The organism is Saliniramus sp. (genome assembly GCF_035311605.1).
Classification (GTDB): Bacteria; Pseudomonadota; Alphaproteobacteria; order Rhizobiales; family Beijerinckiaceae; genus Saliniramus.
Genome location: NZ_DATGCW010000280.1, coordinates 1 through 5,935 on the forward strand (window position 1 = coordinate 1; position 5,935 = coordinate 5,935).

General features: G+C 66.0%; 6 protein-coding genes. 2 read left to right on the forward strand and 4 right to left on the reverse strand.

The window, feature by feature from the left end; genetic code table 11:
• From hisD to VKP01_RS12660, 4 genes are all read right to left on the reverse strand, one after another.
• Positions 1-816 (reverse strand): histidinol dehydrogenase (gene hisD / locus VKP01_RS12645; RefSeq protein ID WP_324412809.1); only part of this gene is annotated, 816 nt, incomplete at its 3' end.
• A gap of 169 nt (positions 817-985) precedes the next feature.
• On the reverse strand, positions 986-1,852 hold the full coding sequence (locus tag VKP01_RS12650; RefSeq protein ID WP_324412811.1) for a slipin family protein: 867 nt from the start codon (positions 1,850-1,852) through the stop codon (positions 986-988).
• Between the two features lie 41 nt (positions 1,853-1,893).
• Positions 1,894-3,402, reverse strand: coding sequence for a nodulation protein NfeD (locus VKP01_RS12655; RefSeq protein ID WP_324412813.1), 1,509 nt, complete (start codon positions 3,400-3,402; stop codon positions 1,894-1,896).
• Positions 3,403-3,527: 125 nt separating this feature from the next.
• Positions 3,528-3,941 (reverse strand): VOC family protein, encoded by a 414-nt coding sequence (locus VKP01_RS12660; protein ID WP_324412814.1) that lies wholly within the window; start codon positions 3,939-3,941, stop codon positions 3,528-3,530.
• A gap of 90 nt (positions 3,942-4,031) precedes the next feature.
• On the opposite strand from VKP01_RS12660, the gene VKP01_RS12665 reads away from it, so the two are divergent.
• On the forward strand, positions 4,032-4,904 hold the full coding sequence (locus VKP01_RS12665; protein WP_324412816.1) for an SDR family NAD(P)-dependent oxidoreductase: 873 nt from the start codon (positions 4,032-4,034) through the stop codon (positions 4,902-4,904).
• A gap of 133 nt (positions 4,905-5,037) precedes the next feature.
• On the forward strand, positions 5,038-5,935 hold an 898-nt coding region (locus VKP01_RS12670), incomplete at its 3' end, for a CoA-binding protein (protein WP_324412818.1).

Below are 5,935 nucleotides of genomic sequence, written 5' to 3' on the forward strand. Positions count from 1 at the left end.
GGTGGCGCGGGCAAGCTCCTCGCTGTCGGTGATCATCGCTGCGGGTGAGGTCGGGCCGTGTTCGGCCTGACCAAGGAGATCGGTGGCGCAGGTCTGCGCATCACATGAATCGTCGGCAATGACGAGGGTTTCTGTCGGGCCGGCGAGCAGATCGATCCCCACCCGGCCGAAGAGCTGGCGCTTGGCCTCGGCCACGAAGGCGTTGCCGGCGCCGACCAGCATGTCGACGGGGGCGATGTCCTGCGTGCCGATGGCGAGCGCCGCCATGGCCTGGACGCCGCCGAAAGCGTAGATCTCATCGGCCCCGGCCATGGTCATCGCGGCGATCACATACGGATTCGGCTTGCCCCCGTGCGGCGGTGCCGCAGCCGCGACGCGGCGCACGCCTGCAACCTTCGCGGTGACGATCGACATCAGCGCCGAGGCGATCAGCGGGTATTTGCCACCGGGCACATAGCAGCCCACCGAATCCATCGGAACATGGCGATGACCGAGCACCACGCCCGGCAACGTCTCGATCTCGAGATCCTGCAAGCTCGCGCGCTGGGCCTCGGCGAAACGCTTGACCTGCTCACGGGCCACGCGAATATCCTCGATCGCCTGCGCGGGCACCTCGGCGATGGCCGCGTCGATCTCGGCCTCGCTGAGACGGAATTGCGGCGGGTCCCATTTGTCGAACTTGCGCGAATATTCGCGCACGGCTTCGTCGCCGCGCGTCTCGATATCCTCCAGAATCGCCTCGACAATCTGGCGGGTTTTCTTGTCTGCGGCGGCCAGCGCCTCTGCGGCTGCGCCTTCCTTGAGATAGCGGATCATGTGACCTCCCCTGATCATGCCTTTCATCGGCCTTTGCGTGATGCTAGCACCACCGCCCCGCCGCGTCGCCATACCGGGCCGGCGCAGGCGGCGGCACAAATGAAAAGCGGGATCGGGGCTTTGCCCGATCCCGCTTGCCGCAGGAGTATCGCAATGGCGGCGCGGGCGATCAGCCGCTCTTGGTCGCACTGGCCTCACCCGGTGCGGTGCCGGCGGATGCAGGCGCAGGGCGGGCCGGCTGGCCGGTCTGGTCGCCACCCGCGACGAAGGGCCCGGGGATGTTGGCATTCTCGCCGAAGATGCCCTTGAGCATGTCGATGGGAACGGGGAAGACGATGGTCGAGTTCTTGTCACCGGCAATGTCGTAGAGCGTGTTGAGCAGGCGAAGCTGCATGGCTTCGGGCGCCGTGCCGAGCAGCTTGGCGGCATCGACAAGTTTTTCGGCCGCCTGGGATTCACCCTCGGCGTTGATGATGCGGGCGCGGCGGTTGCGCTCGGCCTCGGCCTGCCGGGCGATGGCGCGCACCATGCTCTCGTCGATATCGACGTGCTTGATCTCGACATTGGCGACCTTGATGCCCCAGGAATCAGTCTGCTTGTCGAGAATTTCCTGGATATCCTCGTTGAGCTTGTCGCGCTCGGACAGCATCTCGTCGAGATCGTGCTTGCCGAGCACCGAACGCAGCGTCGTCTGGGCCAGCTGGCTCGTCGCAACCATGAAATTCTCGACCTGGATGATGGCGCGGTCGGGATCGACGACGCGGAAATAGATCACCGCATTGACCTTCACCGATACATTGTCGCGTGAGATCACGTCCTGACTCGGCACGTCGAGGGTCACGGTACGCATATCGACCCGCACGATCTGCTGGATGATGGGAATGATGATGATCAGACCCGGGCCCTTCACGCCGGTGAAGCGACCGAGGGTGAAGACCACGGCGCGCTCGTATTCACGCATGATCTTGATTGCAGAGCCGATCACGATGATGACCAGCACGGCGAGAAGGATATAGGCGGCGAAATCGATCGGCATCTGGGTCCTCCTCAGGACATTCGAATTCAGGTCGTTCACATTCAGGTCGTTCGAATCCCGGGTGCGCTTGCGTCGGATCCGGCTTGCGCTACGGGTGCGACGCGCAGATCGAGGCCCTCGCGGGAGAGCACGCGTACCGTGTCACCGGGGGTGAGGGCTTCGTCGGCAACCGCATGCCAGCGCTCGCTGTGAATCATGATTTCGCCCTTGCGGCCCGACCAGCTCAGAACCGTGCCGGTTTCGTCCTGCAAGCCCTGGTCACCGCTGACGGTTCGCGCGCGAAAGGAGCGCAAGGCGGTGGTCAGCGCGATGAAGATGATCAGCCCGGTAACGGCGGTCGCGGCGACCACGACGCTGATATCGAGTTCGAAACCGGGCACCTCACCGTCGAAGATCATCATCGAACCGAGGGCGAAGGCGACGGCGCCGCCAATCCCCATGATCCCGAAGGATGGCGAGAAAACCTCCGCGATCATCAGCGCCACCCCCAGACCCACCAGCGCGAAGGCGGCATAGTTGACCGGCAGGAGATTCAGGGCGAACAGTCCGAGAATGAGCGAGATCGCACCGATCACGCCGGAAAACACAATGCCGGGATTGGCGAATTCGAAGATCAGTCCGTAAATCCCGATCAGCATCAGGATGTAGGCGACATTGGGATTGGTGATCACCCCGAGAACACGCGTCATGAAGTTCGGCTCGAATGGCACGATTTCGGCCCCGGCGCTCTCCAGAACGACGCTCCCGCGCGGCAGGTTGACGACGCGTCCGTCAGCCCCGTCGATCGCCGCGCGCAGATCATCGGCGATGTAATCGGCGACATTCTGCTCGATCGCGACGCTGGAGGTGATGCTCGCACCCTCGCGCACCGCCTCCTCGGCCCAGTCGGCATTGCGCCCGCGCAATTCCGCGAGCCCCCGGATGAACGCAACGGAATCGTTGACGACCTTGCGCGTCATGGGATCTTCGGAGCCGTCCTCGTCTTCACCGCCACCACCCAGGCCACCGCCGCCCATCTGGACCGGCGTGGCCGCCCCGAGATTGGTCGAGGGCGCCATCACCGCCACGTGGCTCGCATACAGGATATAGGTACCCGCACTCGCTGCCCGCGCGCCGCTAGGCGCCACATAGGTCATCACCGGTACATCGCTGGCGAGGATCAGGCGGATGATGTCCCGGGTGGAGGAATCGAGCCCGCCCGGCGTGTTCATGCGGATGACCAGCATGGCATCGCCGAGATTGCGCGCCTCTTCGAGCCCCTCCTCGATCAGCATGGTGACGGCGGGGCCGATCCCGCCCTCTAGATCGGCGATGACAGCGCGGCTGATGTCGAGCGGGGTGGCGTCCTCGAGCGCAATGTCCTGCGCCCGCTCGGCCTCGCGCTCGACATCGCGCAGCAATTCATCGGCAACCGCGATGCCCAGCCCGACCAGCAGGCAGATCACCGCGAAGACGATACGCGGCGCCCCACGCAGCCTGGTGAGAATGCCACCGCGCGGGGCGGTGTCCTCCGCGATCATGTCGAACGGGTTTTCGTGCCGGTCATTCATGGCCAGAAACCTAACACGCGGAATACTCTCCTCGATAGCGTAGCCCTACGGAGCCTCTCACAATAAGCTAACGCTCAGATCAGCCAAATCGTTGCCCGCGTGCGGGTTTGACGCAGACGTGTTCGTCAGTAACCCTTCCACAGGCCAGGCGTGGCCAGTTCGAGAAGATGCCCGTCCGGGTCGCGGAAATAGATGCTGATGCCCCCGCGCGGCCATTCCATCCGGCTCTCGACGGCGATACCGCCCTTGTCGAGATGCTTTTCCCAGGCCTTGAGTTCGGCCTTGGCGATGGAGAAGGCAATATGGGCCGGGCCCTCCCCGTCATGCGGCGGGATCGTGCCCATCGGCGTCTCGACCGGGCGCAGGGACTGGCCGGTGACGAAGAGCAGGAGCGTGCCGTTGCCGCCGACATCGAAGGCCCGCATGCGCTGGTCGGAGAACAGCACGGGCAACTCCATGAATTCCTCGTAGAAGGCTGCAGCACGCTCCAGATCCTTCACATAGAGGACGGTTTCGAGGATCCGTTCGAGCTTCGGCATGATCGCACTCCCTTGATCGGACTGCATCAACACGGCGCCGGGCGCGGGTGTTCCGTTGCGGCTCGTGCGCCCGCCGGCTACCGTCCCGGCATGGAAAAAGCCCCGGACGCCGATTCGCAGCGCACAGCATCCTCGCCCGAACCCGCCCCCGTCGCGATCGTGGCCGGGGCCTCGCGCGGGGTGGGGCGCGGCATCGCGCTTGCCCTCGGCGCGGCGGGGATGCGTGTGGTGGTGACGGCGCGCTCGAGCGAGGGTGGGCGCATCACCGAAGCGCGGCGCGAAACCATCGAGGACACCGCCCGCACGATCATCGCGGCGGGCGGGAGCGCCTATCCCTACAGGTGCGACCACACCGATCCCCGTGACGTGGACGGGCTCACCGCCTGGTGCCTGCGCCGCTTCGGGCGCATCGATGTCGCAATCTGCGCCGTCTGGGGCGGCAATGAGGGCTTCGACGGCGAGCGTTACGATGACGGCACGCGCTGGGGCGATCCCTATTGGCGCCGCCCGCTGACGCGGTTCGCGCCCGCCATGGAGACCGGGCTCTATGCGGCATTGGTGCTTGCCCATGCGGTGACACCGGCCATGGTGGCCGCCCGCGCCGGCGTGATCGGTTTCGTCACCTTCGATCCCGATTCCGGCTACCTCGGCGATCTCACCTACGACATCGCCAAGGCGAGCGTGGCGCGGCTCGCTTATGCCTGCGCGCAGGATCTCGCGGAAACGGGCGTCACCGCGCTCGCCCTCGCCCCGGGGCGGGTGCGCACGGAGCGGGCAATGGAGGCGGGGATGCGCGACGATGAAGGCGAGAGCCCGCTTTATCTCGGGCGCGGCATCGCTGCGTTGCTGGCGCAGGGCGACGCCGCCGCTCATGCCGGTCGGGTCGTGCACGCCGCCGATCTCGCACAGCGTTACGCGATCGACGATACCGACGGCAGCCGCCCGCCGCGTTTTGCACCGTAACAGCGTCCGATCGCCGCAGTCGGGCGAATATCCGGGTATCGCTGCGTTGATCACCATAGGTATTCTATCGGTCATGTGCCGTGCCGCATGACCTGTTCACATCGACGCCGACCCCGTCCAGGAATGCGCTGCGATGAGCACTTACCGTCTCGACAAGGTCTTCAACCCCGCCTCGATCGCACTCGTCGGCGCGAGCCCCCGGGCGGGCGGGCTCGGGAGGGCCGCCCTCGACAACCTGCGTGCCGGCGGTTTTGCCGGGCGGATCGCCTGCATCAATCCGCGCTACGGCGAAATCGACGGCGAGCCCTGCCTGCCCGATCTGGCTTCCCTCGATTTCGTCCCCGATCTCGTGGTGATCACCGCCCCGGGACGATACTGGCCGGAGATCCTCGAGGAAGCGGGCCGGCGCGGCGTCGCTGCGGCCGTGATCATCGCCGCCGAGGATGATCGCGGACCGGGCTCGAACGGCGCGAAAGCAGCAGCGATCGCGCGCCGTCACGGGTTGCGGCTGGTGGGACCCAATTCCTTCGGCGTGATCATGCCGCGCATCGGCCTCGATATCGGCTTCGCCCGGCGCAAGCCGGCAGCGGGCGATCTCGCGCTCGTCACCCAGTCGGGCGCGATCGCGGCGGGGATGCTGGAATGGGGGGCACGGCGCAATCTCGGCTTCTCGGCAATCGTCTCCGTCGGCGACAAGCGCGACGTCGATATCGGCGATCTGCTCGATCATTTCGCCACGGATCGCCATAGCCGGGCCATTCTCTTGCATGTCGAAAAACTCTCGGCGCCGCGCAAGTTCATGTCGGCGGCGCGTGCGGCGGCACGGGTCAAACCGGTGGTGATAGTCAAGCCACGCCATGGCAGCGATGCGCAGGACGCACCCGCGACCCATACCGCCGCCCTGGCGCGCCCGGATGCGGTGCTTGATGCTGCATTCCGCCGCGCGGGGCTCCTGCGTGTCGGCAGCCTCGACGAACTCTTCGATGCCGCCGAGACGCTGGGGCGCGCGAAACCCTTCGACGGGCGGCGAC

Bases quoted from the DNA above. Each gene is read 5' to 3' on its own strand.
- VKP01_RS12650 (WP_324412811.1), bottom strand. From the start codon at position 1,852: ATGCCGATCGATTTCGCCGCCTATATCCTTCTCGCCGTGCTGGTCATC.
- VKP01_RS12655 (WP_324412813.1), bottom strand. From the start codon at position 3,402: ATGAATGACCGGCACGAAAACCCGTTCGACATGATCGCGGAGGACACC.
- VKP01_RS12660 (WP_324412814.1), bottom strand. From the start codon at position 3,941: ATGCCGAAGCTCGAACGGATCCTCGAAACCGTCCTCTATGTGAAGGAT.
- VKP01_RS12665 (WP_324412816.1), top strand. From the start codon at position 4,032: ATGGAAAAAGCCCCGGACGCCGATTCGCAGCGCACAGCATCCTCGCCC.